Origin of the sequence: Burkholderia lata (assembly GCF_902499335.1) — a bacterium.
Lineage (GTDB): Bacteria > Pseudomonadota > Gammaproteobacteria > Burkholderiales > Burkholderiaceae > Burkholderia > Burkholderia lata_B.
Window position 1 is genome coordinate 1 of sequence record NZ_CABVQK010000027.1, and the last position, 24,823, is coordinate 24,823.

The 24,823-nt window shown below is 58.4% G+C and carries 26 protein-coding genes and 2 pseudogenes; 8 read left to right on the forward strand and 20 right to left on the reverse strand.

Annotated elements, in window-relative coordinates; genetic code table 11:
* Positions 1-158 precede the first annotated feature (158 nt).
* Positions 159-1,040, reverse strand: a complete 882-nt coding sequence (locus tag BCO18175_RS39385) for a replication initiation protein (RefSeq protein WP_174989080.1) — start codon at positions 1,038-1,040, stop codon at positions 159-161.
* 2,062 nt (positions 1,041-3,102) lie between these two features.
* Here BCO18175_RS39385 and BCO18175_RS39390 point away from each other — a divergent pair.
* From BCO18175_RS39390 to BCO18175_RS39415, 6 genes are all read left to right on the forward strand, one after another.
* Positions 3,103-3,819 carry a type IV secretion system protein gene (locus BCO18175_RS39390; RefSeq protein ID WP_174989082.1) on the forward strand — a complete coding sequence of 239 codons (717 nt, stop codon included), beginning with the start codon at positions 3,103-3,105 and terminating at the stop codon, positions 3,817-3,819.
* A complete protein-coding gene (locus BCO18175_RS40760) occupies positions 3,816-4,070 on the forward strand; it encodes a hypothetical protein (protein WP_254608243.1) in 255 nt (84 codons plus the stop codon). The genes BCO18175_RS39390 and BCO18175_RS40760 overlap by 4 nt, the downstream gene beginning before the upstream one ends.
* 22 nt (positions 4,071-4,092) lie before the next feature.
* Complete coding sequence (locus BCO18175_RS39400) at positions 4,093-4,290, forward strand: hypothetical protein (RefSeq protein WP_174989084.1); 198 nt, start codon at positions 4,093-4,095, stop codon at positions 4,288-4,290.
* A gap of 62 nt (positions 4,291-4,352) precedes the next feature.
* Positions 4,353-4,760, forward strand: a complete 408-nt coding sequence (locus BCO18175_RS39405; protein ID WP_174989085.1) for a hypothetical protein — start codon at positions 4,353-4,355, stop codon at positions 4,758-4,760.
* A gap of 88 nt (positions 4,761-4,848) precedes the next feature.
* The gene (locus tag BCO18175_RS39410) at positions 4,849-5,412 is read left to right on the forward strand and encodes a phospholipase D family protein (protein WP_174989087.1); all 564 of its coding nucleotides are present in this window, start codon (positions 4,849-4,851) and stop codon (positions 5,410-5,412) included.
* A 70-nt stretch (positions 5,413-5,482) separates the two neighbouring features.
* Positions 5,483-7,285, forward strand: coding sequence for a phosphoadenosine phosphosulfate reductase domain-containing protein (locus tag BCO18175_RS39415; protein WP_174989089.1), 1,803 nt, complete (start codon positions 5,483-5,485; stop codon positions 7,283-7,285).
* A 438-nt stretch (positions 7,286-7,723) separates the two neighbouring features.
* Here BCO18175_RS39415 and BCO18175_RS39420 read toward each other — a convergent pair whose 3' ends face one another.
* From BCO18175_RS39420 to BCO18175_RS39435, 4 genes are all read right to left on the reverse strand, one after another.
* Positions 7,724-8,209 carry a hypothetical protein gene (locus tag BCO18175_RS39420; protein ID WP_174989091.1) on the reverse strand — a complete coding sequence of 162 codons (486 nt, stop codon included), beginning with the start codon at positions 8,207-8,209 and terminating at the stop codon, positions 7,724-7,726.
* A gap of 70 nt (positions 8,210-8,279) precedes the next feature.
* Positions 8,280-9,209, reverse strand: coding sequence for a tyrosine-type recombinase/integrase (locus BCO18175_RS39425; RefSeq protein ID WP_174989093.1), 930 nt, complete (start codon positions 9,207-9,209; stop codon positions 8,280-8,282).
* Between the two features lie 173 nt (positions 9,210-9,382).
* Entirely contained in the window at positions 9,383-9,775 is a 393-nt protein-coding gene (locus BCO18175_RS39430) for a DUF2471 family protein (RefSeq protein WP_174989095.1), read from the reverse strand.
* Positions 9,776-9,866: 91 nt separating this feature from the next.
* The gene (locus BCO18175_RS39435) at positions 9,867-10,181 is read right to left on the reverse strand and encodes an H-NS histone family protein (protein WP_174989172.1); all 315 of its coding nucleotides are present in this window, start codon (positions 10,179-10,181) and stop codon (positions 9,867-9,869) included.
* Between the two features lie 923 nt (positions 10,182-11,104).
* Here BCO18175_RS39435 and BCO18175_RS39440 point away from each other — a divergent pair.
* A complete protein-coding gene (locus BCO18175_RS39440) occupies positions 11,105-11,896 on the forward strand; it encodes a response regulator transcription factor (protein WP_174989097.1) in 792 nt (263 codons plus the stop codon).
* Between the two features lie 102 nt (positions 11,897-11,998).
* Here the strand turns inward: BCO18175_RS39440 and BCO18175_RS39445 are convergent, their stop codons facing one another.
* Positions 11,999-13,300, reverse strand: a complete 1,302-nt coding sequence (locus BCO18175_RS39445) for a patatin-like phospholipase family protein (RefSeq protein ID WP_174989098.1) — start codon at positions 13,298-13,300, stop codon at positions 11,999-12,001.
* Positions 13,301-13,379: 79 nt separating this feature from the next.
* Here BCO18175_RS39445 and BCO18175_RS39450 point away from each other — a divergent pair, with 79 nt between their 5' ends.
* Positions 13,380-13,811: a hypothetical protein gene (locus BCO18175_RS39450; protein WP_174989100.1), complete on the forward strand. Its 432-nt coding sequence runs from the start codon at positions 13,380-13,382 to the stop codon at positions 13,809-13,811.
* Between the two features lie 277 nt (positions 13,812-14,088).
* Here BCO18175_RS39450 and BCO18175_RS39455 read toward each other — a convergent pair whose 3' ends face one another.
* The 14 genes and pseudogenes from BCO18175_RS39455 to sctV form a co-directional block, all read right to left on the reverse strand.
* Positions 14,089-14,652, reverse strand: coding sequence for a GNAT family N-acetyltransferase (locus BCO18175_RS39455; RefSeq protein ID WP_254608244.1), 564 nt, complete (start codon positions 14,650-14,652; stop codon positions 14,089-14,091).
* 169 nt (positions 14,653-14,821) lie between these two features.
* The gene (locus tag BCO18175_RS39460) at positions 14,822-15,277 is read right to left on the reverse strand and encodes a CesT family type III secretion system chaperone (RefSeq protein WP_174989104.1); all 456 of its coding nucleotides are present in this window, start codon (positions 15,275-15,277) and stop codon (positions 14,822-14,824) included.
* Between the two features lie 79 nt (positions 15,278-15,356).
* Positions 15,357-15,584 carry a hypothetical protein gene (locus BCO18175_RS39465; protein ID WP_174989106.1) on the reverse strand — a complete coding sequence of 76 codons (228 nt, stop codon included), beginning with the start codon at positions 15,582-15,584 and terminating at the stop codon, positions 15,357-15,359.
* Positions 15,585-15,668: 84 nt separating this feature from the next.
* Positions 15,669-15,893: a hypothetical protein gene (locus BCO18175_RS39470; RefSeq protein ID WP_174989108.1), complete on the reverse strand. Its 225-nt coding sequence runs from the start codon at positions 15,891-15,893 to the stop codon at positions 15,669-15,671.
* Positions 15,894-15,982: 89 nt separating this feature from the next.
* Positions 15,983-16,231, reverse strand: coding sequence for a type III secretion protein (locus BCO18175_RS39475; protein WP_174989110.1), 249 nt, complete (start codon positions 16,229-16,231; stop codon positions 15,983-15,985).
* A 20-nt stretch (positions 16,232-16,251) separates the two neighbouring features.
* Positions 16,252-17,205, reverse strand: coding sequence for a hypothetical protein (locus tag BCO18175_RS39480; protein ID WP_174989112.1), 954 nt, complete (start codon positions 17,203-17,205; stop codon positions 16,252-16,254).
* 387 nt (positions 17,206-17,592) lie between these two features.
* Positions 17,593-17,988, reverse strand: a pseudogene (locus BCO18175_RS39485) (IS3 family transposase); the annotation flags it as partial.
* A gap of 62 nt (positions 17,989-18,050) precedes the next feature.
* Positions 18,051-19,100: pseudogene (locus BCO18175_RS39490) on the reverse strand (IS3 family transposase).
* A gap of 33 nt (positions 19,101-19,133) precedes the next feature.
* Positions 19,134-19,853, reverse strand: coding sequence for a hypothetical protein (locus tag BCO18175_RS39495; RefSeq protein ID WP_174989114.1), 720 nt, complete (start codon positions 19,851-19,853; stop codon positions 19,134-19,136).
* 179 nt (positions 19,854-20,032) lie between these two features.
* A complete protein-coding gene (gene sctS / locus BCO18175_RS39500; protein ID WP_174989116.1) occupies positions 20,033-20,296 on the reverse strand; it encodes a type III secretion system export apparatus subunit SctS in 264 nt (87 codons plus the stop codon).
* A gap of 15 nt (positions 20,297-20,311) precedes the next feature.
* On the reverse strand, positions 20,312-21,025 hold the full coding sequence (sctR, locus tag BCO18175_RS39505; RefSeq protein WP_438820533.1) for a type III secretion system export apparatus subunit SctR: 714 nt from the start codon (positions 21,023-21,025) through the stop codon (positions 20,312-20,314).
* A complete protein-coding gene (gene sctQ, locus BCO18175_RS39510) occupies positions 20,946-22,106 on the reverse strand; it encodes a type III secretion system cytoplasmic ring protein SctQ (protein ID WP_174989119.1) in 1,161 nt (386 codons plus the stop codon). The genes sctR and sctQ overlap by 80 nt, the downstream gene beginning before the upstream one ends.
* Positions 22,107-22,163: 57 nt before the next feature.
* Positions 22,164-22,742 carry a type III secretion system protein SctP gene (sctP, locus tag BCO18175_RS39515; protein ID WP_174989127.1) on the reverse strand — a complete coding sequence of 193 codons (579 nt, stop codon included), beginning with the start codon at positions 22,740-22,742 and terminating at the stop codon, positions 22,164-22,166.
* A 24-nt stretch (positions 22,743-22,766) separates the two neighbouring features.
* A complete protein-coding gene (gene sctV / locus BCO18175_RS39520) occupies positions 22,767-24,815 on the reverse strand; it encodes a type III secretion system export apparatus subunit SctV (RefSeq protein WP_174989129.1) in 2,049 nt (682 codons plus the stop codon).
* Between the last annotated feature and the right edge of the window lie 8 nt (positions 24,816-24,823).

The window sequence follows — 24,823 nt, forward strand, 5'->3', positions numbered from 1 at the left end:
TCGGCGACCGATTTATGCAGGCGCGCGGATAACGCGCTGTTCAACCGCCTCGCCCACAAAAATCCGGACAGGTTCGGCATCACGGCTTGGGTGGCGTCAATCCCATGCCGTACTACAAGCAATGCAGCGCGACGGAACTACTCTGAGACCGTCGCGCGTCAGCCTCCTGCAGTTGCCGCTGCACTTGATTCCTCAAAGGGCAAGTCGCCGTCCAGCGCCAGCCGGCTTTGCGGATTCTGGATAAACTTGAAATCGAGCGAATTCACAGCTCGCCCGAGTTTCACCGGCGTCCAAGAAATTACAAGATCCGCCTTTGCGTTCAACTCGTTCACAGCGGTTTCAATCACCCGACGCTTGATGTCGGCAAAGCGGTACGTCGCCGGAATTTCAAGCACGCGCCGGAAATCTTCCAATGTGATCAGGAGTCGGCCCCGATCCCGCTCCCGCATCAACAGTTCGAGGAGCCGCCATGAGTAGAGTGACTGTAGCCCCCGGGCAAACTCAAGCTGATACGAGACGAAACGCCGCTGCAACATGAAGATATGGGGCGTTAAATCCGGAGAGAAGGAAACTTCTGCCCATCCTTCTCGTTCGTGGTAGACCGCCTTCCACACCCAATTCAGTACCACCTTCCTCGGGCCATCCATATACGTCAACTGGCGCTTTTGAAGACTCGCACAGCCTTCCTTCAGCCCCTCATACGCAGCAGTTGCCTGCTTCTCGCCAGACCGCGGAGCAAGTGCTGCAAGGGCGGCGAACTCGTCGGCTCGAACCCGAACACTCACATAGCCGTTACCCTTACCATGCAAGTACGGTGACTTCTTGCTGTCTATGCATCGCAGCGCCGCCATCATGACTCGCTTCTCGTTGAGGGTAAGACCTTGTTGGGCATTGACCAACGCTCGGCTCATGGCGACAGTGCCCCGCACTCGGCCATCACCGTCCAGAGGGGGTTCGTCCAACGGCTCGATCTGGAGAGGTTCGATCTCAACGATCTCGACCTGAGCGGGCTCGGGCTGGTTTTTTGCCTTTTTGTTCACAAAGGTGACCTTCAGCGGGAAGTGTCACAATTATAAGGTGACATGCTCAGGGTGCAAGTCACCGTTGTGGATAACGGTCGAAATTTGTCACCGCCGGCCCGCTTTGTGTCTACTTAGGGTCGGATTACGTCACCCCCAGGTCGGAAAACGTCACAGTTTCTCGACTGTGACGTCTCGCAAAGCCTTAACTGACAAGCCTGTGCGGGGCTGGGCACAGCGTTTACAAAAGGTTTTACAAACGGTTCTACAAACTCTCTTACAAAGAGCACCGTTAGAAAGTTGCTTTGATACAACAAAATCTACCCCCACACCCACTTCCAGCGCACACCTCAAGGCTGAAAAGTGACATTTTCCGACCTCAAGACGCTTGTAGGGCCTCCGATCCATTCCCGATTGGTCGCAAAGACGGGTTTCCCAGCACAAAAGGTGACGCTTTCCGACCTCACGGGCCAATAGATACTAAGTACTCACTCACCTTTGACCCAGAAGGCCCCTGCGTCAACGACGGATCGAACTGTAGGGTCGGAAAACGTCACCTTTGGCGCAAGTTGCCACTGACAGTCCTATGATCCCGGGCAGTTCATCGCAGGAGAAACCGACGCGGCGGGTCGGGAAAGGTCATAAAACGAACGAGGCCTTGGGTCGGAAAACGTCACTGTTAGTGTGAATGCTAGCGTGCGAGAGAGGAGCAGGCTTCGGCTTGAGGTCGGAATATGTCACTTCTCGAAACACTAAACGGGTCGGAATTTGTCATCATCAGTTCCGCGTGCAGGTCGGATCGTGTCACTTTTTAGAATGGCGCAGCGGGTCGGAAAACGTCACTTTTGAGGCTGTTAATCGGCGGGTCGGAATTTGTCACCATTCTCCTTGGAGTCATTGGGTCGGAATTCGTCACCTTTGAGGCGCGTCTCAGCGGGTCGGAAAATGTCACCCATCCAGATGTCTTGGGTCGGAAACCGTCACCTTAGCGCTGGAAGTCCCATTTCGTGCCATCTGTCTGCCGAATGCCCTGGGTCGGAAAATGTCACCGATCCTCTGGCCACTCCTTCCGGGTCGGAATTTGTCACCCCTTTTGCCGAACACCGTTAGCGTCTGCGCGGAAGGACCGACGGAAGGAGAGCGTTCGGCAGATCTTGCAGCAAGGAAAGATGGGGAACCACGAGGTCGATATGAGGCGTGTCGATCCTAAGATGTCTGCCGCTCGCTCCTAACGACAATCGAAGTTCCATACCATCCTCGGCTTGGACTACGCCCGTAGACAGTATCGATATCACTTTCGATAGTGCCGTGTTGGCCGGCACTGTTAGCGCTCTTCGCGCAATAAGGTCCTTGCCAACCTCCCGGATCAATTTCGTAGCGATTTCTGCAGTCCGATATGAGACATGACATGGTCCCCCGAACGAGGCGATCACTTCGGGCGGTAGCATAGATGCTTGGATCGACCGTGTGACGATGGCCTTTGACACGTTGAGGTCTGCGGCAAGCTTTGCTTGACTCGGCCAAACCTGCCGATCTAACTGCTGCCGATAAAACTCGCCCAACACAACGGGCGGAGAGCCAGCCCGGCGGAGAACCTCATGTCGTTCGACCGCGGCCCAGCGGTGCCGAGGGATGTCTGCTTTCTCAACGGCCGAACTATTACACGAATTTGAAGAGGTCATGGGAGCCGACGATCGGTGATCGTCAATTGTTGCTGTCTTTGAAAAATGCCGCTCAACCGGTTGAGGGGGGCATCGGTATCCGTCGAACGAGGACCGGTTCAAGAATCGTGCGAAAACAATGATTTGCGAGCGACCGTTGTCCCGTCACACGCATAGCGTTGCGTGCAACGCGTGCAACAACGACGCACCGATTCTAGCGATCTGGTTGTAAACGCAAGACCGAAAAGCTCACGATTTTCATAGGGCTTTTTGCCGTACCCCTCTCAACCGGTTGAGCGCAATGGCACCGATGGTCTGCATCTCCTAGTGTCGCGAAAAGGGCCCCGAAATGACGGCTCTTTTCCCACGTGTCGTTGTCACCTCGGCTGTTCCAATTGATCCGTCCCAATTGGAACTCCGTGATGCGATTTTCCAGACTCTTCCCCCGCAACAAGAAGCAGGTCGCCCTGTCGCCGGCGCCCGGCCACTACTCGAACGACGATCCCGAAAAGATCATCTTCGATCAGGGGACGCGTCTGCGCGTCGAAGCCAATCACTGGAAGACCTTCTGCTTCATCCTCGCGATCGTCGCCGGTGGTGCGGTGTACACCCGGCAGCCGGCACCCTCGGTGGTGAAGGCCTATGGTGTTTCATCGGACGCCGGCGGTAACCCGCTGGTCAAGCAACTTGCCGCCTACAACCCGGATGATCAGGCGAAGCGCACCGCGATCAAAGAGGACGTTGAACACTGGTTCACGATCGAACCCGTCCTGACCGATGACATCCGCACCTCCCGGCTCGCCAAGAACATCAACTCGGTCAAGGCCAAGATGGTGGGCAACGCGAAAAACCAATTCGCGGCGTGGATCAGCGACGACAAGCCATTCGACCAGATCACCACCAACCCGAAGCTGGTCCGCGAGCCTAAGGTCACAAATGTGTCACTGCTTGACGACTCGACGGCGGTCGTCGAGTTCACGACCTCGACGCGGCAATCGCCGGGCGACAAGTCAGCAGACATCCGCTTCGCCTTGACGGTTCGCTACCAGATCATTCCCCCGACGGCGGAAGACGTGCTGGGCACGAACCCGTATGGCCTCTATTACCCGTTCTTCACTCTGCAAAAAACCGGCGCATGAAACGACCACGCTTCTTTCTGACCTGGGTCGCGCTCGCGTCGATCGCAGCGTCGGCCAATGTGTTCGCCGCGAAGAACGCCGCGAACCCTATCGCGCCGATCCCGAACTTCGATGTCGGCAGCATCATCGGCGACGCAATGAGTCCGGTGGGCACGGAGCATGTCTACGAGCTGAACGGCTCGCGCCTGCGTGACGTGCTCGTCAATGGGCGCTGGGTAACGGTGGCGGCTACGGCCGTCGTCGCATCCTGAACCGTCGAGGGAGGAGCGCTCGATGAACGATATGACGAATCTGGTGATGCTGTTGATTGCGTTTCATGGCGGCGGCCAGCCGCCGGCATCTGCTTACCGCTACGCAGTGGTCGCGCAGGCCGCCGTCGAAAGGCGGCAGGTTGTGAGAACGGACGCGGTCATCTGCAAGGATGGCCAAGTCCACACCTTTCCGGCAGGGCAACCGAAGCCCTGTATCTGAACCCTTGAACGTCGGCCCCATTCTCGAAAGAGAGCGGGGCCGCTTTTTTTTGAGACCCCTGAATGCCACTTTTGAATATTGATCTGGCGCATCTCGCGTCGGAGGTCTTGCCGGAAGGTGCTCGAGATTCGTTCCACGCGATGTCAGTTCGAGCGCGTTTGGCCACCCTTGCCATTGCTTCCGACGGGGCGAGTAACACGTCGGTGCGCGATGTTGCGCTGCATTCGCTGTCGGTGATTGACATGCCCGCGTACGTGGGAATTTCGGCGATCCGGACTGCGCTTCAATGCAGCAGCGCGCTTCTGCGGAGTCCCGTCGATCGCTTCGGCTTTCTCGTCGCAGTCGCCAGTTCGACTGTCCCGCAGAAGGAAGGATTTGCCGAGTACACCAAGTGGCCGCGGAAGGAGTGCGATCGCTGGCTCCTGACCGTAACCGCACGTGATGTGGCGAAAGCACTGGCGAGCCGCTAGCTCACTCGCCAGTTCGCGTCGATGACGCATCTGAAGGTCACGCCCACGGAATGTGAGCGAGGCCGTTCCTTTACATATGGAGATCATCATGAAGAAGCAGGTCGGTTGGGCGGTTCTGGTGGCGTGGTTGTGCTGTTGTGTATTGATCGCCCTTACCGGGCGTGCGCACGCGCAACCCGTGCCGCAGATCGAAGTTGCGTTTTCGCCGGACGGCGGGGCGGAGAGTCTCGTGCTTCGGACCATTGGGTCTGCCCGTCAGTCGATTCGAGTGCTGGCCTACTCGTTCACCGCCCCCGCAGTAACGCGCGCGCTCATCACCGCGAAGCGTCGCGGCATTGACGTTGCCGTCACTGTAGACGCGCGCAGCAACTTCGACGAGGACCGTAGTGGCCGCGCTCGCGCTGCTCTGGGCTCGCTCGCATACGCGGGTATTCCGGTTCGCGTCGTGAGCGTCTTTCCGGCTCAGCACTCGAAGTACGTCGTCGTCGACGGCGCTACGGTTGAGACCGGAAGCTATAACTACTCGCAGCAGGCGGCGCGGTACAACGCCGAGAACGTTGTTGTGGTGCGGGGCGATACACGCGTCGCAGATGCGTACCTGAAGAACTGGGAGGCGGTGTCGGCGCGCGGCGAAGTGTATCGCGCGCCCTAATTGTTTCTTCTCTTAACCCACGCGGGAACAGCTCCCGTGTGGGGCTGCTCCTGCCCTTCTGGAGCAGCACATGTTTTCTGAAATTCTGTTGAAGATGGAATCCGCTATCGAGGCGCTCGTCGGGCTGATTCGGCAGGGGTACACACTTTCGAATGCGTTGAGCGGCGGCAAGGACTCGACCTGTACGGCGATTCTCATGCTGGAGGCGGTGCGACGCGCCGGCGCCGAGGTGTCGCGCGAGCATTTCGTGACGAGTGCGGACACGACGATCGAAAATCCAAGCATGCACTGGCACTTGCAGGCGATGCTTGACGAGATCCGGGATGCCTATGCGGCCGCTGGTGCGCCTATATCGGTGCACGTCGCGAAGCCGTCCCTGTCGTCGCAGTTTGTCGTCGCGACGATCGGCCGTGGCACGCTTCCCCGCACTCCGGAGAACGGGGTGAAAAACGGGAAGCGAATACGTGCGTGCGCCGCTGATTGGAAGGTCGACCCGCAAAACCGAATGCGTGTCTCGCTCGAGCGATCGGCGGCCGCCGGAGGCGGTCGCGAAGTGGTCACCGTGCTTGGCAATCGGTTCAGCGAAAGCGGCAGTCGGTCGGTAGCGATGGCCAGTCGCTGTGAGAGCGCACTGAAGCCCGTTCGTAACGCGGACGGTTATCTGACGCTCTCGCCGATCGCGGAATGGTCGACCGACTGCGTGTGGTCGATGCTAGCGCTCTTCGCGGAGGATGCCGACAGACCTTTCCCGTCGCCGGTGTCCGGCGAGTCGGTACGGCGCCTGTCGGAGCTGTACCGCGCCGGAAACGAGGGAACGTGCGGCGTGATCCTCGGCGAGGGCGGTGCGCGGTCGCCGTGCGGGAGCCGGTTTGGTTGCGCATTTTGTTGCGTGACTGGCGAACGCGATCGCTCGATGGAGTCAATGGTGAAGGAAGTTGATCACCAGCATCTGGAGGGCCTGAATCGCTTCCGGAACTACCTGGTCGCGGTGCAGTGGGATCTCCGTCGTCGCGAGCTCGTTGGTCGAAAGCTGAGCGATGCCGGGTACCTGGCGGTAAAGCCGGACGTCCTGTCGTATATGGAACGCGTCCGACTGCTGCAGTACCTGCTCACGCTCGACGTGCTTGAAGTCGAACGGGCCGAGCGGCATGAGGGAGCGTTGGCTGCGGGCGAGATCCCTGACACGCCGGAGAACCGGGCGCTTTGTGACGTACAGTTCGAAATGGTCACGCCGGCGCAGCTGGTGGCGATCGACTTCTACCTCTCGATGCACCACTATGCGCCGCACGCCTTTCCAGCGCTTTCGGTCTGGTTCGACGTGCATCGGCTCGGGCGGCGGTACCATGTCCCAGTCCTTGACCCGCTGCCGAAGATCGACATCCCGCACCACGGTTGGTTCTTTGTTGGCGCGTACGATGCGGAGGTACCCACGGATGGGCTTCGCGACTATGCCGCGGAGCAGTGGAATCGCTATACCCATTCGGGGCGGCCGAGCCGGTATGCGCGAACGAAGTCTGGCGAGCAGATCGTCTATTTCGAAGAGAGCGACCAGTTCGAGGTGGACACCGAGGCCGCGTGTGCATTCGTGACCTGCAGCTTCGATGCTGGCTGGTCGGTGAAGGCGCAGCTTCATTCGGGGATGGAGTCGGCCCGTTTCTGGTTGAACGAAGGGATCGTGCGGCTGCCGACCGGTATGGCCGGCCGGTATCAGGAGATGGCGAAGCGTGGGCAATATTTCTCGCACCTCGCCGAGCGACACAACCTGACGCCGGTGGAGCTGGACCGATTTCTCGTCGACAATGCGATCTCGGACTCCGAGCACCGTACGATGCTGAACCTGGCGCCGGTGGACCTGTTTTCGCCGGCCGCTTGACGAAAAGCAATATTGCAAGAAGCCCGGCACGTGTCGGGCTTTTTTTTTCGTCAGCTGCCCTCGGCTCAGGGCCTACATCGCGAGTGTGTAGGCGTGGATGATCGAGCAAATGTGATACACGCAGGCCAACACCATTGCGGTGGTCATTTTCCGGTGGCTTGGACGGGCCGATGATTGACTGCTGATGAACACCATTGCTTCAATCGCCGCGCGTATTAGGTCAAGTATGGACTTCATTATGTGGTTCCTCGCCAGGTATCGGGCACGAAGTGCGCCCTCTCAATGAACCTATACGGCAATGCCCCCAAATGTTTCACCCCCCCTTTCGAAATAAATATCGACGGACACCAACCCGATGTTGGTCGGGTCCGCCGTGTGCGTTCGATCGAAGTGGCGACGCGTCCACGAGGTGTCGCAGTGGTATACCGACAAGGCTCCCTATGCCGTGCTGGTATCGGGGCCGTTCAGCAGCGCCGCGAGGTCAGCGTCTGGCGACGTCGGTGTGGAGTGCGCCGTCAGAATTCGTGCGCGGCCGATTACGAGGTTTCGAGAGTCGATCGAGATGCGCTCGATAAGGCGGCCGCGCGTAGCGCGCTCAGGGGTTTGCTGAAACGGGTGGCCACGATGGATGTAGTCTTCGAGGTCCGGTTCGCCTAACACGACCTGGTGCGTGTCGTTCTCGGTCAGCGCGACGCAGAGCATTGCGAACGGGATTCCAGCCAGCTCCCGATCGGCGATTCGATTGAGGACAGCGTCACGCGCTTGGTGATCTGCTCTCAAGATGCCCTGCGAGCCCTTGTGATTATCGATCTGAACGACGATTTGTTTGGCCTCGGAACGGCGGGCAATGAGCCTGTATCGACAGATCACGAAATCGCCGCTCGCGAAATAAATGAGGTCTGTGTAGCGCGTTATGTAGTCCATAGGAACCCTCCGATAACAAAGAAGCCAGCGAAAGTGCTGGCTTATTCAGGCTATCGACGTGGCCAAGAAGTCAAGTTGCGCCGTTGGCTTGCGGAGCGGGTTGGAGGGTGGCGCGAATTCGGATCACGGTCCGTTGGCTTGTGAGGCCCAGCGCGTCCATGACGTCATCGTTGCTCCGGCCAGCGAGCAGGAGGCGGCGTGCGAAGGTGTTGCGAAGGGTGCGCGGGCTCATGTCGGGCACGCGGATGTCGACCGCGAGCAGTTCGTCGCGCACGATCCGGCCGAGCATCTCGTCCGTCATCGGGCCGCCGGCCCGGGGCGACGGAAACAGCAGCGCACTGGCGGCCGCTGCTGTGTGGCTCATCCATCTCTCAAGAACCGGCCGTGCGAAGTCTTCAAGGTTGATGCGACGCGCCTCGCGCGGGCCTCGCTTGGGGATCAGGATGTGCGGCCGCGCCGGCGAAAGGTCGAGGTCGCCGATCGCCGCCTGTCGAATTTCCTGGGCGGTGATGCCCGTCGAAAGCAGCAGCGCGACGATTGCGCGATTGCGGACCGCACGCTCGTCGAGGCCGTCGAGCGCGGCAACCGAGTCCTGCAGCCGGCGATCGTCAGCTTCCGGCAAGTACACCGGGACGGGCTCATCCTCCGGCCACGTCTGCGTCAGCGTATAGGCGGCCGCGGGATTGGTCTTGCGCACGCCGACGTCGACGAGGTGTCGGCCGAGCCGGTCGAGGAGCTTCTGGTAGCGAAGCCGCGTCGTGGTGCCTGGTTTGCACCGGCGGTCCACGTCGGCTAAGAACGATTCGAGGTGATCTGGGCCGAAGGTGGCCAGCGACCGCTGCGCGGCCGCGAGGTGGCGCATGAAGCGCTCGAACATGGCTTCGTGTTGGACGATCGACCGGGGCGAGAACGCGCGCCGATCGGCGCCGGCGGCTTCGGTGCGCTGCCACTGCTGATAGGCCTCGGTTGGTGCCGACAGCCAGAGAGTCGGATCGTCCATTCGATCTTATATACTGAATATTGCCTACTTCAAGCATAACGCGAATCTACGATTCGCGTCCTTTGCCAGCAGACGGGAGGGGTGACCCGGTCCCGTCACTCGGTTATCGCTCGCGCGCACAACCTGCGCTCCAGCCGGTTTTCCGCCCGCCAAGCAATGTGCCGACCGACCGCTCATGCCGCTGCTTTGGCTCGGTTGGCGAGATCGACCGCCGACAACCGTTCCCGAACGCTGAGATAGACGATCGGAAGTGATGAGTCCGCCAACGTCCAGTCGATCAGGCCGCTCAGATCGACACCCGCAAAGGTCGCTGGGCCTATCCGCGGAAGGGCATCGACGACCGCCGCTTCATTCCGGCTCTGGAATGCGAGATCCGAAAAGGTTTGCTCTTCGATTTCGAGCAGGACGGGCCAGCTCCAGGCGTGCGTCAGTCCTGCCTTCAGATGGCGATCCGCGAGTGACGTGGCGATGCGGCGCAGGTCTTCCGTGGCGTGCGCGTGCGCGTGCTCGAAGCGCACTGGGTCGGGTTGCGGACCGGGCGGCGTAACGGTTTCTGAGCTTTCCATAGGGGCGTCGAGGTGATGCGGCGGCCGGTTGTGTCGAAGCCGGCCGCCGTGTTGCGTTGCACTGTAAATATATCCAGTGTCGAGACCCAGTTCAAGAATTGGAGGGCTGGTGCGCGATCTCGAATGGTGCGCGGTCCTTGCCATCGATCCAGGCCGGCGGACGGCCACGACCGCTCCATGTTGCGCCGGATTCGGGATCTCGATAGCGTGCTCGCGTGGATTGGTGTTTGCGCGCTTTGCTGTCGCCGAAAATCTCTCGGGCGGAAAGATCAAATTCCACCACCATGCGCTTCACTTCAGCCAGCACGGTTTGGCGTGCTGCGGCCTTGGCATTCTCGATTTCGGCCTCGAGGACGGCGCGTTGTGCAAGCAGCGTTTGGTAAGTAAGTGATGACGATTCTGGAATTGCATCGGCAAGGGCTGAGTATTTCGGCCATCCCTCGCAGCGGACAGCCCGGCCTGGACAAAGCTGCTAGACTATCTTCGTGAAAAGGAGTTGATATGAGCGAAACCCTAAAGAAGCATAGGCCGAAGGCGTCGACGACGCCGTCCGTCGTGGTGCGTCTCGCGCGCTCCAGCAAGTAGAAGGTCGTCGTCCCCCCCCCGAGATGAAGACCCAGTTGCGCAAGCGTGCTAAAACATCGACGCGAAGCACATTTCCAGAGTTGCCGGAGTGGTGGCTAGAGCACTAATCGGAAAACGGACCGTCAGGTCCGTTTTTCTTTTCTCGAGCTGGACGTCGTCGGGGCACCGGCATCCGAGAGGAGAACGACCGGGCGGGCCCCTCTACACGCCCGACCGTGACGACCTCAATCGCGGGCCTAGTGAAACGAACTTGATCCGCTTTAGGAATCCTGGGCCGATCCAGATGCGATAGGGGTTGGCGGTCCGTCCCCCAAGCAATAACGAATTCAATCAGTCACTTCCCAACCGGTCCTTTCGTTCTTTGGGTAATCGTGCCTTCGATGTTTGTATAGACCCGATTAATTTAGCCCCATCTTTTGTCCAACGATTAACTATCCTGTCGTGAGTTGTGACCCAGGCGTCCTTCCCTCCATACATTAAAAAGTTATCAAACTTCTTGCTGTACGTGGAATCGAAGCAGGGTCGACCATCGCCGGCGACTACCAGACTCTGAAGATGAAAGCCCCGGCAGTGGCGTTCACCTTGGCTGATTAACCCGTGCGAGTTTCGCTGAGTCAATACATCGCCGCAACCGAACACGAGTGGTGTCGAATTCGTACATTTTCTATTTCTCGCGCCGGTGTGTCCTATTGATCTTGAATATCCTTGGCATTAGTCTCGGCGTGCTGGCTCCGACGTTTGCAGTTGCGCAACCGCATCGGGGTGTCGATCCATTTCATTTTCACTTCCGCCACCATGAACATCGCTGTATTGACAAGCAGTTCATATTTGTTTGATACGATTTGCGAGTGTTTCGACGGAGACGGAATTTTTTGTTCGAAATTCGACGATCAGCTAAGAATGGCAACGGCCATAAGGCGTGTTGAGTTTTCCGTCGTTTTTGTCGATGCAAGAGGAGACGGAGATTCGAACCAGTTATTGCTCCCCTACTTGATGTCTCGATTGGGGGCGAAGGTTCCGGTGATCGTATTGAACGTGCAGCGAGATAAGTCAAGCATTGTGAACGCGTTCGAGGCCGGCGCCAATGATGTCGTGCTTGCACCCGCAACCGCCGGCGAACTTTATGCGAGAGCCGTGATTGCACTGCGGGGTATACGTTCCGCGTCAGAGAGGATGATCAAAAGAAGTTCGATCGAGTTGGGACAATACCGGGTCGATAGAAAATCGAGATCGGTCATGGTAGGGAATCGGAGTGTCACGTTGACCGAGAAGGAGCTGGAAATCGTCTGGTTCCTGTTCCTGCACAAGAACGAGGATATCAGTCGGAAGCAGATTTCCATGATGGTATGGGGGAAATCGGAAGACATCGCGGGGCGCTCGCTCGAGCAATATATTTACAGGCTGCGCAGCAAGCTCGATTTGAATGGTGCTTTTGGTGTCCGCCTGCAGACGTTGTATGCGCGCGGATACCGGATTGTAGAGTCGACAGCGACGCACGACACGCCGACAACGACGGCGCGCTGTCGAGCAGAGTAGCGTGAACAACTCGCCGGACTAGTTGGCGAAGCCAGGCTGTCGCGGTCTCACATTGCCGCAGCCTGCAGGTTGCGGCGGTTCGGGTTGACGTAATCTAGGTCGCTATACCGGAATCCTATAGGCCTTCGCTAACTCAATCGTGGTCGAAGTCAATGGTGTCGACCACAGGCTCAGGCGGGCCTTATAGTTCCGGGCCAGCGTTTCCAGTGCGGCGTTGTATTCGACACGCGTCGAGGCCGAAGCCAGCCGGTTCTCGACCAGATTCAGGACCGAATGATTGCGAGCGGATTGCCCCAGCTTGAAGCGTGCCGGGTAAATGATGTCGCGAATCGCGTTATGGGCGGCGTTGGCAACATCTTGCTCCTCGCTCAGGTCGTTCAACGTCTGGAGCACTGGAGAATCCGCGCTGGCATGGCGCTGTATGTCGACGATGAGAGCGAGCGCTTTCGGGCGCGCCGGATCGACGAATTGACGTGCGACATAATCCAGCCTGCTTGTGTTGTGGTGGCAAAGCTGATCAAGCGGGCTGACCAAATTAGCGATGCTGTCGGGTGTGACGTTATCCAACGCCTGTAGAATCATCGACAGTCGGTCGATGGCATTGCGGACTTCTGTTCGAAATACGTGCGATGCGGCCGTCAAATCGGGGTGTGCGGCTCGCAACGCGTTGAACTCCGTTTCGTCCAGTGCCAGCAGGGCCGCCTCCGTCGACGGGAACTCGATCGAAATCTCCTTCGCTCGCCGGGCCGCAAGATGATTTTCTACTTCGTGCTTCAGGTCGCGCTGCAATGCGAGCTTGTCATCGAGCGACATGCCGAAGTTCAGGGTGCCGCTCATGGTTCCGGAGAAATCGCCCCGTTCGTTTTTCAGTGGCACCTTGACAACTTCGTCTCTCAACTTACGGAGCGTGTTCGTTTGCAGCGCATGCTGGGCACCAACCGGTGCACCGACAAGTGAGTCCTTGAGTGCACCCAATACGCCCTGGCCCGGTGACGAACCTTTCTCCGTAGCATGCGTGAACATCAGAATGAGACTTTCCGGATTGGGTAACGTCCGACTGACCGATTTCGGCTCGAATATATCGGGAGCGGGAACGTTGAGCATGACGCCGCCGTCCTGATAGTGTGCGGTCCCGAAGGAAGTGGTCTTCTTCGGCTGGGCAAAAACGAATGGGAATGCACTGGAGATGCAGGCGGCGCGCGCAATGCTCAGGTTAGGCGTCGTGTCGGCACCGAACACCATCAACTGCGGCCGCTGTGCTTCCATTAGGGTTCCCGTACACCGCAGGTCTTTGATTGCCGGAATGCATTGGTTCAAACGACGAAGATCGTCAAAGGTCACGTCGCCACCTGCTTCCAGTTTGCTTCGTATCTCGTCGATATGGGAGCGATGATCTGCCGTCACCGTCTGAGCGGCAATGTGCCGCAAAAATACTGGCCCGCGTCTCGTCTTTTAGGCTCTTCTCAAGCTCCGGCGCTTCGGTTTGCATATTGAAAAGAAGAACCAGGTTGAAGCCGATGTTCCTGGCGAACGGCGCACGCCGGCCAATCGTCACGAAAATGTCCGTCAACATGTCTTCGTTGACGTGGCGGATCGCCTGGAGCAGCGGCGGCCCGACGCGTTGACGGATCAAGTCGAGGAAATTCATCCGGTTGGACAAGTCCCTGAACTGACTGCCCGTGACACCTGCCGAGAGCAGGGCGGCTGTGATTGCGCCGGCGGAGGAGCCCGATATGCTCTTGATGCCGGCATGATGCCGCCGTCTTCCAGCGCGAGAATCGCGCCCGGATATGCGGCGCCTTTTGCGCCGCCGCCACTCAAAACCAGTTGCTCGATCGGCGGATACTTCATCGTGATCGGCGTTTGTCCGTTAGGACGTTGCTCAAGCGTGAGCTCTCGTGGGCCGACTGCGTGAGCCAACAGGCGAGGCGGGCGGCTCCGAGTCGATGCAGGCGCGTGATCGGTGTCGACTATCGATCGGGTATTCATGTGCGCGGATTCCAATCCATCCAGCAATGGATGGGCCGTTGCCTTGACGGAAGGGGCCTTACTCGCTTTGTTGGACATTTCGCTCGGTGACGATCGGCAACTGCTTGCTTCGGCTACGTGCGAATTCGATGAACATCTGATAGTTGGCATGACTAGTCCTGCGTGATGATTTCTCGATCCCGAAGGGTTTAGAAATGAGATGTTCAGAATCGGAACAAATCGCCGAGCAAATTGCCTGGGGCATTCGATGTCATGGGTGGCGGCGCGGCGCGTGTCATTGCGTATAGATAGCTGTCACCCGCCAAAACACCGATATTCGGCCGAGCTTCGTGATTTCTCACCACGCCTTCCAGCTGGAATCCCATCCGCTCCATCATGGTGTGACTCCGACCATCGACAGAGCAATGGGCAAACACGCGATAGATACCCGGCTGATTGATTAACCACGCCGTGAGTTTCCGGATCGCGAGAATGCCGGATCGCCGCCGCCGGGTGGCTCCGCGTCGGCAGATGACATAGCCCAGCTCAATTCGCGGTGCCTCGATACGTAACTCGATGAGCGCCGTGATGCGATGGGTTTGTTTGCATTTCAGCGCCCAATGTACGAATGTCCCGGCTTCCCAGCCGGCTTTGGAAAAATTAATGAAGCACCGCGTCTCCTCGATACGCGTATGAATACGCCACGCAAGATCGCGCATGGTCTCGAAATCGCTGAAGATGCAATCGAATAGCTCTTCCGCATCTCCGAATTCAAGAGGGCGTAGCAAGAGTGTATCTGTTTCGATCAGTCTAGGTGGCCTGAATGGGGGGATTAAAGTCATAACGTTTGATTACTTGTACCATGTCGAATAGGTGAAAGATAAATCACTCGTGCGAGTTCTCGGTTCAACGATCACGACAAGCCAAGGGTATGCCGGCATTGCTGCAAGCCACACGTTACACCCTCAACCACAGATGATCTCCAGTCATGATGCCTTTGAACATTTCATCAGTAGATTCGATGATATTCTGCCGCCAATACCGCCCGTGTTCGGCATAGTGGGACAGCAGGTCCGCGAGAATCGTGCCATTGAGGTCGGTTGTCATGGGTACACGCACGATCAGGACGATGCCTCCAGTATCAATATCGATGCCAAGCTGGGCCTGATCTTGTGCGTAGATGATCAGGTTTGCTTCAAGCATTAATCGGAAGATAGTTAATGTGCGGCCGGCTGTAACGGTTCCGAAGTGAAAATTCAGATAAATTGCATTCGCATCAGAATCTAAGTGATCGAATAGCACGTCAAATCCCTCGACCTCGATTGCCTTCGTTTTTAAGACGTGATCTGAATCGCCTAATCCGACGGTTGAGCATAGATCGCGAATGAGGTCGTCAAAGAGATCGCGGGTCAAGATTTTATGAGAAAGTCGATTAAGGCTATGACCGCAGGCGTTTGTGCGCCGCGGCCATAGGTTTTAATGTGAAATTATTTTACCCGATTGCTTCCTTGATTGAGGGCGATGGTTTGAATGCCTGCATTGTCTTATTAAAATTGCTTTCCATGCTTTCCCCCATTACCTTGAGCTGCTCCGTGGTTGCCCTGTTTTGACTTTCCTGCATTTTTTGCAATTTGTCCATCTGTGCCATTTGCATGACCTGGCCGAGAACCTGACCTGCCAATTGGCCGCCGATGCCAATCACTGCTGCTGCGACTCCCATGAGAACCTCCTTCTGAAAATTGAGAATGTCGATCCGATATAAATTTCCGGATTGACTCTGGATAATGGTTGATTTTGTGGTTTATTACCTGCTTGCAGCAGTCTTGATGTTTTCCGAAGCAGTTTTCCAGAAAGCAGTAAAGGCTCCTGTCTTCGATTGTTCCGAGTTCATTTGTGCAGATGCCATTTGCATCATCATCGATTCCTGATGCATCTGCTGCATTTGCGCGATTTGTGCTGCGTTGCCGGCGCTACCAATTGACATAAAACCTCCAGTGAAAGAAACTACTACCACTTCCCATTCGGTCAACTTTCCTGATGACCGAGGTCAGTTCGTTGCCCGGCATGCTGGGGTGATGCATGGCAGGCTGCCTGTATCGGATGATCCAGGCGTGTGAGTTACGTACGCTCTATGGCCACCGTTTCCAGCAAGTGCTGGACGATTCGGTTTGCTGCCATGAATCCGTGATGAAGGTTGGCGAGATTCTGGCGATCCAGATCCGTCTGAGCGTTCGCAGCCAGACATTCGTGCGCAGTTGAATCGAGCGCTTTGCACAGGAGATCATCGCGAACCGAACCCGATGAGTGGTCGAGATAGCTTGGCAAGTCATTGAATTGGGCCGAGATGGCTTCGAGTTTCTCGTACATATGTGCTCCTGATATCGTGGTTAGCTGCCTGAAACGTAGATATGCTTTACACCATCGGGGGTTTCCGTATATCTCACGCCGTTCGCCGAGATCAACTGAGAGATGGGTTGACGGACTTCTGGTTTTGGAGGCTCGGTAGCACGGACGACGATGTCTTTTACATTTGTAGTCAGATCGCCGCGGACCCGCGTCACGGCGGCTTCGAGTGCCTGAAGGCTTGCAACGGTTCCGCCAATCTCGAATGTCCCGTCGCCGCGATATGCCACTTTGGCGCCGGCGATGCCCAGTGCATCCTGAATATTCTGGACGTCGTTCTCGGCGATACTGTATCGACGCTTGACGCGTGAAGGGTCGATATCGGCAAGCGCTTTGCGAACACGTGCATCTTCCGCATAGCTCGCGACCATGCCGGTGATGGAAGTATCGTCGCCCATGCGTTCGACGGCGAGACCTCGCACGTCTGCATGTACCACTGCGCTGCGAATGCGTGCCGTGACGTCCACGGGAGCGGATGCTTTGGCGGGATGAGCCGGCCACAATGACAAGGAAGCTAGCAGGACCGCACAACAGGTTGTGACGCCGACGATCGCTGACCATCGTCGATAGTGGTGTCGCTCGGATGGCTGACTCTTTGCGGCTGGCGCGGCGAACATGGCCGACAGCAATTCCAGATCGCTGGGCCAACTGACATTCGCCGGTCCGATGCAAATCACGATATCGTCGAACTGCACGGGGACGAAGTCGTCGAGCGTCGTGCGATGGCTGATGTCGACGGTCGGGTCATTACCTGCAATGTGCTTGTTCTTGCGGATTTGAACAGATTCGTTGTCGGCAACGATGAGTTCGACGGTCGAGTCCGTCCAATCCGTGATCCGAATGTCGTCATCGCATCCCGAGCCGATCACGTGGATGCCGGGCGGCAAGTCGAGTTGGGCACCGGAATGAAATCCGGTGACTACGCGCAGTGATTTCATTGTGTTTGCGACGAATGAGAAGTTGGGACATCAGGCAAGATTCCTGACGCGCTGCGTCTTGCATTCACTGTAGTCAAGCGCCGGATTTTTTGTTCGCCGTGGTGCGCCACTTGTTGGAGGAATGCGAACCCATAGGCGAGAGACAGCGGGCCCGAGATCGACGGCATTTGTGCAGAGGCCGCGTGCGTGGCAAGACTTTCGTGGCACGTCTCGGTGCTCTGGAGTTGACATCCACCTCCCCCTGGACCATCGGTCACCGCTGCGTGGAAAGGGGAATTTTCGACCCTGACCCAAGAAATAGTCCGGTTTAAAAGTGGAGAAATTCGGCGTGATGTGTCCGAGCGGACACGAAGGCCATGACCCTGCCTCGTTTTCACGTACAGCGACTCATGCGGCGATCAAGCTGGCCTCGTAGTCGACGGGGGTGAGGAAGTCGATCGAGGTATGCAGGCGTTGCCGATTGTAATAGCCCTCGATCCAATCGACGATATCCAGGTGGGCGTGGGCACGCGTTTCGTAGTGAGTCTGGTAGATTCTTTCGACCTTCAGCGTCTTGAAGAAGCTCTCCATCGGGGCGTTATCCCAGGCGTTGGCACGGCGGCTCATCGAGACGTTTATCTTGAACGCGGTGGTCAATTTCCGGTACGCGCGACTGGCATATTGGGCTTCGCGATCGGAATGCAGCAGCAATCCCGATGGCGGTTTGCGTTGCTAGCATGCGCTGCGCAACGCTTGGCAGACTAGATCCGCGTTGATCCGCTCGGACATCGACCAGCCGACGATGAGAGGTGGGTCTGCTCGTTCGGACAGTATTCTGAGATTTTTAAGTGGAACGTCCGAGGCAATCATGCTGCCGATTTGATCGCAGGCAGCGTCGCGAAGTATGCCTCGTCCGGCGTCTGATCCTTCTGGCTCGAATGGGGCCGTTTCCGGTTGTACAGATCGATGTATTCGCCGATGGAGCGCCGGGCGTGGCTGACCGACTCGTACGCTTTCAAATAGACTTCTTCGTACTTGATGCTGCGCCAGACCCGCTCGACGAACACGTTGTCGCGCCAGGCCCCTTTGCCGTCCATCGACAGCCGCACGCCACGGCCCAGCACGGAGTGCCTCGACGGCGTGCGAGGCTTCCAGCGTGATGGCAACCCGATGCGCGAGAATCTTGCGGCTCGCCCAGTCCACCACGGCCGTCAGATAGACGAAGCCCCGCGCCATCGGAATGTAGGTCGTGTCGAGCGCGAACACCTGGTTGGCGCGCTGGATCTTCATGCCGCGCAGCAGGTACGGCCAGATCTTGTGCTGCGCGTTGCGCCGGCTCGTGTTTGGCCTGCAGTACAGCGCCTCCACGCCCATGCGCTTCATCAGCGTGCGCACGCGGCGGCGACCCACTTCATGACTTTCCCGACGCAACAGGCGCGCCAGCATCCGCGCCCCGGCAAATGGAAACTCCATGTGCAGTTCGTCGATGCGGCGCATCAGCAGTTGATCGGCCTGGCTGACCGACTGAGATTGGTAATACGCGCTCGATCTCGCGATGTCGACGAGTTTCGTCTGTCGCGAAACCGGCAGCGCATGCGCACGGTCGATCATCGCTTTACGCTCAGCAGTCCGGCCTTGCCGAGCGCTCCGGACAAAAAATCATTCTCCAGCGTCAACTGGCCGATCTTCGCATGCAGCGTCTTTACGTCCACGGGCGGCTCAGTTGACGGCGACCCAGCCGTACCGAACACATCGGCCGCACGCTCCTGCAACTGCCGTTTCCATTCCGTGATCTGGTTCGGATGCACATCGAACTGCTGCGCCAGTTCGGCCAGTGTGCGCTCGCCCTTGACTGCCGCCAGAGCCACTTTCGCTTTGAACGCCGCTGAGTGCGTGCGTCGGGTTCGTTTCGTCATTTCCTCGGTTCCTTTGCCTGCATTATCGCTGGCTCAGGCCCCGGCCGATCCACTTATCCGATTGTCCGAATTTGCGCGGCCACCTCTCACTGATGCTGCGCGCCGCAACGCGAGCAGGCGCGCAAGCGCATTCTCGCGTTGCATTGGGGGCGTTGGTCGACAGATATTCAGCACCAAAAGTCCCACGAGCGCGTTGAGATGTTGAACGCGTTCATGTGGCGAATCCCGGTTTCCACTGTGTGTGGCGGATGATGCACGCTCTGCGACGATACGGCGAAACATATCGTTCAGTGTCGATACTGAGTCTACGGAAGGCACATCCGAGCGTCGATTCGCCGCAATCAGATCGATCAGGAACGTGTATATGTCTATTCTGATAGAGCGGCGCGGATTCGCTGCGAGTGAATCCCGTATTTCGAGAAGCTCGCTGATCGATGTTTCGAGCAGCGCGTCGTTCCTTTGTCCCGAGGGGTGAGCGATGGCTAAAGCGGTGCGCTTCCGTTCGAGCCGATGTTCTGCTTTGCGAGACGTAAAGGCTGGCTCGCGCTGACCCGTCGATTCGGAATCGATGTCGAGAGGCGCGAGAAGCTGGTGCGATCGCCTTTGACCGTCGCGGTGATCGTCGGAATCGATTGTGCACGGGAACTCACCCAGGTGGTCGTCGATATCATCCGTGATGTTGCACGCGTACTCGGCATCAAGATGATTAGTGTTTTTCGGGACCATGCGGGTGCGTGCGAGCGCAACTCTCATCTGTCGGGCGCGGGCTGCACTCGTGGCCGTCGCATTGCACCGTCCGCTCGCGTGGCCAAATTTCACGAGGCCCTGGTACAGCACCGCGGATGGTGTGCTACAGCCCGAAGTCAGGCTACTGTCGTCGTTGTCCGTGATGGAGGGGGCCGGAGGACGTGGGCTTCGACTGGTCGGGATCTTCAACTTGGCACCGCCATTTGCATGATTTCCGTTGCGAGGCGCAGGATGGCGGAACCCGATGTTGGCGCCGTGACCATCACGGCTATCATCGCTGCGATGAGCTTGACTGCGTGAGATAGGGTCTGGTCCTGAATCGAGGTCACCGCCTGCAGAAAGGAGATGGCCAGGCCGACCAGCGCAGCCACGGCGACGATCGGTAGCGAAACGTACATGCACAGCAGCATGCCTCGTGTCGTATAGTCAACTAGCGTATTCATGTCCATGACGTGTCCTCGCAATCAGCGGAAGCTGACGATCAATCCGTGAATCAAGGTCGACCACCCATCCATGACGACGAAAAGCAGAAGCTTGAAGGGAATTGCAACGTTGGTTGGGTTCACCTGGTTCAGCCCCATCGCAAGTAGGACATTGGCGATCACGAGATCAATCACGATGAAGGCGATGTAGAGTAGGAAGCCGATTTTGAACGCCTCGGTGAGCTGCGCCAGCGCGAATGCAGGCGCGAGAACGATCAGGTCATTCTCTTGCAACGCGGCAGCAGCCTCCTTCGGCCACACGACCGACGCCGAGCGAAGGAAGAAACGCTTCTCCCGTGTGGCGGCATGCTTGTCGAGGAACTCACGAAACGGTTCGCGTGCGTTTTCGAGAAACCGGATCATCACCTCGGAAGAGGTGCTCACTGAGCGTTTGTCGTCAAAATCCCGTAGTGCCGACATGCCGACAGGTGCCATCACGTAGATGGAAACTAGTATCGCGATGCCATTAATCACCATGTTGGGCGGAACCTGCTGAACGCCCAGTGCATTTCGCAGCAGGCCGAGCACGACCACGATCTTTGCGTAGGACGTTACGACCATCGCGACGAACGGCACCAGGCTGATCAGTACGACGGCGACCAGCAGCCCGGTAATGTCACCGGCCTGAATCATCGCGCTGGGCCATCTGGAGAATACGGACGCCGAGATGCTCGCCAACGGTAACGAGCTCACCATGGCCGATTAATTGACCGTATGCAATCAGACGAACCTGCATCTCGGACGGGGAGCGCAATAGTTCGATCACGTAACCCGCGCGCAATGCCGCCAACTGGTCAATGGGAAGCGCAATCGTGTCGATCTCGAAGTTGACCGGCAGTTCGAGTGCGCCGACGTCGACGGGATCGGTACGATCCGGTACGTCAATGCAGGTGTGGTCGGATTCTTGTTCCATGAAAGGATCCTTGAGAAGGATGGCGGTTCGACCGTCGAATTTCACCGATGCGAGGAGTCGCGTTCGGCGTGGCGTACCCCAGGTTGCAACTGTGCGGAACGGCACGCCGGCAACACGAAGGGCGGGTTCGATCGCGCCCAGTAGTACGTCGCCGGGTACTAGGCTGCGCAGGACCGCGGTTCGAAAAGATTTCGCACCGATACGCAATTGGCCAGGAACTGGAACGGATGCCACGGGAGCAGCGTGCCGGGGTGAGATGGCGCGCAACAGCTGTTCCGCTTCGTTGACGAAGGCGTGATTCAGCGCGACTCTGGCTCGGTGCCGTTCTCCGTTCAACAGAAACGTGAGCGACGCGAACGATGCTGCGCCATGCCGATCCGATTGGGCATCGCCGTGCTCCCGCGTGATCGACGCGACCTGCCAGCCGGCGAACCCGACTCGCTCCAGGTTGGCTGTCAACGGCTCGAGCAGTGCGCGCGCGAGCGCATCGCGCAACCCGCGTTCGTCGGCATCCGCCGAATCGACGGGATGTGCCACGACCGACAGCGGAGGATGAGCGGCGAGATCGAATTCGATCGACAGCGTTTCCGTCTGGCGGACCAGCGTGATCAAGCCGCGGTCAGAAAATGGCGTTGCCGACTCGGAGCTGTGGCTAGCGTCGCCGATCGACACGCGCCAATCGGTCAAGCCGGGCAGCCGGCCCATCAGTGCGTCCCACCGGGCGTCGAAAATCGACCGCGCGGCACGGGCGTCGTCGTGGGCGATGTCCGCAAGTCGCAGCGACGCGGCCAGAGGCGACGCGTCGTCCGGATTCGACAGCACATGCGCGACGGGAGAGTGAGGGGTCATGCGTGCCCAGGTCATGGATCGTGGTGTCGGAAGAGCGTGAGCCGTTGGTGAGCGTCTTGACTAGACATGGGATCAACGAATAGTCAGGAACACGTCCTTTGATCGTCCCAGTGCGTGCAGCGATACGCGTAGTGCTTGCTCGAGTTCGTCCAGATGAGCGGTGAGGAATTGCCGCGTAGCCGGATCGCGGGTTTCGAAGGCCAACGAGAGGTCGAAGTGCGACAGCGATAGATTCAGCGTTGTCGAGGCCAGAATGCGTTCGTCAAGCACCAGTCTTGCGTTCCAGTTCCCGGCAAGCCGTATCGCATCGCTGCTGCAAAATTGCGCCATCTGATGAACGAAGGGCGTCATCGATTCACGAAAGCGATCACGTTCTGGCACGAAGGCCCGTGCCCCGGTCGCGAACGCCCCGGCCGCCATTTCATCGGGAATGTTATGCGACGTCCCTTGCCGTTCCGGTGGAACGGGATGCGTCCACGCCGAAGGCCCTGCTGGTGGTTCAACCGTCCAGGCCAATGGTTCAGCGGCGCTAGAGGGAGCCGCATCGTCGTACGACCGTTTTACGGTCGCGTCGCGCGATGACGGGTATGTGAGTGGCCGGCGACGCGCATCGGTCGTGACTGGCAGGTTTGAGACAGAGGGGGTGGTCATTGATCGACAATCCTTGAGTGGCTATCACAACGCGCTTACGTGGCCGAGTGACCTCAGCTCGACATGTTTGTTGAGTTCTTGGTATGAATAAACCGGAAGCCAGTTCAGGCGCTCTTCGATCATGCGTCTCACGTAGCGACGAATATCCATCGACGTGACGACGGCAACTTTTTCATCGGATGCTTCGCTCGCCAGCGACTGGATCCTGTCGGTGAGAAGGTGAATCTCGTCTGGCGACAACGCGAGAAAGTTGCCGGTTGGCGTCTGTTTGATCGCATGCCGGATATGCTGTTCGAGTTCGGGATCGAGCAGGATCGCCGACAGATGCCGCCCCCCTTGCGTTGCGCGATGCGCGAGGAAGTGCGCGAGATCACCGCGAACGTATTCTGTCAGCATCAGGACGTCTTTCTCTCTTGGACCCCACACGACCAGACTCTCGAGGATATTGCGCATGTTCCGGATCGAGACCTGCTCCTCGAGCAGGCGACGCAGTACGTCGGCGATACGCTGGACCGGTAGCCCCTTGTGCACTTCGGCGACCAGTCCCGGATACTCGACGCTCGCCTGCGCGAGTATCCGCTGCGTTTCCTGAATGCCGACGAAGAGCGCCGCGTGCTGTCGCAACAGCTCCGCGCATGCGTGTGCGAGGACTTGTTCACTTTGCCAGACTGTTACTCCTGCCGATGAGCGTTCTTCCTTCAGCCAGCATGTATCGGGGCCTCCTGGATGGATGGGCGAACGGATCTCGGCATCGGCGATCTCGCGGTCCGTTGAATCACGTGGGGCAATCATCACCATGTGGGGCGGCAGCTCGATCTCCCAGTGCGGCACGTCGAAGAGCATCAATTCGCAGGTGGATGCGGGCAGCGCGTCGCTGGTCCAGAACACGATCCCCGGGAAAGGCAGTCCGAGCTCCTCTTCCAGCGACGCGCGCTGCTTGTCGAATGCCGCCGAAAGTGCGTCCGGGGAAAGGCGTGAGACGAGATCGCTGGAGACGCGTACGCCGACCGGGCAGGTGAATTGTGGCGCGCGCGGCATGATCTCCTGAATCTCGACGCTCGGGCCGGCGCGTTGCGTCGAACCGCCGGTGCGGGATTGTGCAACGCCACCCCGTTTGGCGAGATGCCTGCTGAAGATGAATAGAACGATTGCGAGGCAGATGAACATCAGCGACGGAAAGCCGGGAACCGCGGCGAAGCCGAGGATCATCGCACCCGAAACGGCGAGTGCGCGGGCGTTACCGCTCAGTTGGTGCCCGATTTGCGCGCCGAGCGAAACGGGCTTCGATTCGCGCTCGTCGGAAACGCGTGTGGTCATGACACCTGCGGCGACCGATAGCAATAGTGACGGGATTTGCGAGACCATCGCGTCGCCGATCGACAGGATCGAGAATCGGTCGGCCGCCTCGCCGGCGGACATGTCGTGATAGGCGATGCCCACGGCGACGCCGGCCACTATATTGATGAGTGTGATGACTAACCCGGCAATCGCGTCGCCTTTCACGAACTTCATCGCACCGTCCATGCTGCCGTAAAGCTGACTCTCGGTCGCAAGCGTCGCGCGCTTGCTGCGCGCTTCGTCCGGCGTGATCAGACCGGCGCGGAGGTCGGCGTCGATACTCATCTGCTTGCCGGGCATCGCATCGAGCGTGAAGCGTGCGCTGACTTCGGCGACACGCTCTGAGCCCTTTGCGATGACTATGAACTGCACCGTGGCGATGATCACGAATACGACGAGGCCGACGACGAGATTTCCGCCCACCACCAGCATGCCGAAGCTTTCGATGATGTGACCGGCATCGGCGTGCAGGAGGATCGATTTGGTCGATGCGATGTTGAGCGACAGCCGGAACAGTGTGGTGAACAGCAGCAGCGACGGAAACGATGACAGTGCGATCACGTTCGGCATGTACATCGAGACCATCAGCAATGTGACGCTGATCGCGATGTTGATGGCCAGCAGGATATCGATCCATGTCGTCGGCAGCGGCAGGATCATCAGCGCGATGATCGCGATTAGGAGCGCCGCGATGCCGATCTCGCCGCCGGCCGGTAACTTGAGAGATTTCCACATGGCTGTTC

Bases quoted from the DNA above. Each gene is read 5' to 3' on its own strand.
- BCO18175_RS39390 (WP_174989082.1), top strand. From the start codon at position 3,103: ATGCGATTTTCCAGACTCTTCCCCCGCAACAAGAAGCAGGTCGCCCTG.
- BCO18175_RS40760 (WP_254608243.1), top strand. From the start codon at position 3,816: ATGAAACGACCACGCTTCTTTCTGACCTGGGTCGCGCTCGCGTCGATC.
- BCO18175_RS39400 (WP_174989084.1), top strand. From the start codon at position 4,093: ATGAACGATATGACGAATCTGGTGATGCTGTTGATTGCGTTTCATGGC.
- BCO18175_RS39405 (WP_174989085.1), top strand. From the start codon at position 4,353: ATGCCACTTTTGAATATTGATCTGGCGCATCTCGCGTCGGAGGTCTTG.
- BCO18175_RS39410 (WP_174989087.1), top strand. From the start codon at position 4,849: ATGAAGAAGCAGGTCGGTTGGGCGGTTCTGGTGGCGTGGTTGTGCTGT.
- BCO18175_RS39415 (WP_174989089.1), top strand. From the start codon at position 5,483: ATGTTTTCTGAAATTCTGTTGAAGATGGAATCCGCTATCGAGGCGCTC.
- BCO18175_RS39420 (WP_174989091.1), bottom strand. From the start codon at position 8,209: ATGGACTACATAACGCGCTACACAGACCTCATTTATTTCGCGAGCGGC.
- BCO18175_RS39425 (WP_174989093.1), bottom strand. From the start codon at position 9,209: ATGGACGATCCGACTCTCTGGCTGTCGGCACCAACCGAGGCCTATCAG.
- BCO18175_RS39430 (WP_174989095.1), bottom strand. From the start codon at position 9,775: ATGGAAAGCTCAGAAACCGTTACGCCGCCCGGTCCGCAACCCGACCCA.
- BCO18175_RS39465 (WP_174989106.1), bottom strand. From the start codon at position 15,584: ATGGGAGTCGCAGCAGCAGTGATTGGCATCGGCGGCCAATTGGCAGGT.
- BCO18175_RS39475 (WP_174989110.1), bottom strand. From the start codon at position 16,231: ATGTACGAGAAACTCGAAGCCATCTCGGCCCAATTCAATGACTTGCCA.
- BCO18175_RS39480 (WP_174989112.1), bottom strand. From the start codon at position 17,205: ATGAAATCACTGCGCGTAGTCACCGGATTTCATTCCGGTGCCCAACTC.
- BCO18175_RS39495 (WP_174989114.1), bottom strand. From the start codon at position 19,853: ATGAGAGTTGCGCTCGCACGCACCCGCATGGTCCCGAAAAACACTAAT.
- sctS (WP_174989116.1), bottom strand. From the start codon at position 20,296: ATGGACATGAATACGCTAGTTGACTATACGACACGAGGCATGCTGCTG.
- sctR (WP_438820533.1), bottom strand. From the start codon at position 21,025: ATGGTGAGCTCGTTACCGTTGGCGAGCATCTCGGCGTCCGTATTCTCC.
- sctQ (WP_174989119.1), bottom strand. From the start codon at position 22,106: ATGACCTGGGCACGCATGACCCCTCACTCTCCCGTCGCGCATGTGCTG.
- sctP (WP_174989127.1), bottom strand. From the start codon at position 22,742: ATGACCACCCCCTCTGTCTCAAACCTGCCAGTCACGACCGATGCGCGT.
- sctV (WP_174989129.1), bottom strand. From the start codon at position 24,815: ATGTGGAAATCTCTCAAGTTACCGGCCGGCGGCGAGATCGGCATCGCG.